1 protein-coding gene is annotated in these 273 nt (G+C 41.0%); it reads left to right on the forward strand.

Annotated features, from left to right (window positions below; all coding sequences use genetic code 11):
• Positions 1–273, forward strand: a 273-nt coding sequence (locus tag ACG9ZB_RS17345; protein ID WP_419326858.1) for a DUF4105 domain-containing protein, incomplete at both ends; no start/stop codon positions are given.

A 273-nucleotide genomic window follows, 5' to 3' on the forward strand; every position in this document is an offset into this window, starting at 1 on the left:
GCACCCCGATGGCTCCTATACTGAACATTGGGATACCCGCTCTTTCGATCTAAATCAAATCACTGGGGTCAATATCATTACCTCGTACTGGATGGTGCCGCAAATCGCACATACTTTGGTCAGTTTTGATTTTACCAATACTGCACCACTGACCTTTTCCATTGAAATTCGCAAAGAGAAAAATGAAGAATTTTCAGAGATTGGTGGTTTTTTCAGAAAATATGAGTTGAGTTTAGTGGCCTCAGACGAACATGATATTGTGTATACCCGTAG

The organism is Acinetobacter johnsonii (genome assembly GCF_048551975.1).
In the GTDB taxonomy this organism is placed as follows: Bacteria; Pseudomonadota; Gammaproteobacteria; order Pseudomonadales; family Moraxellaceae; genus Acinetobacter; species Acinetobacter johnsonii_A.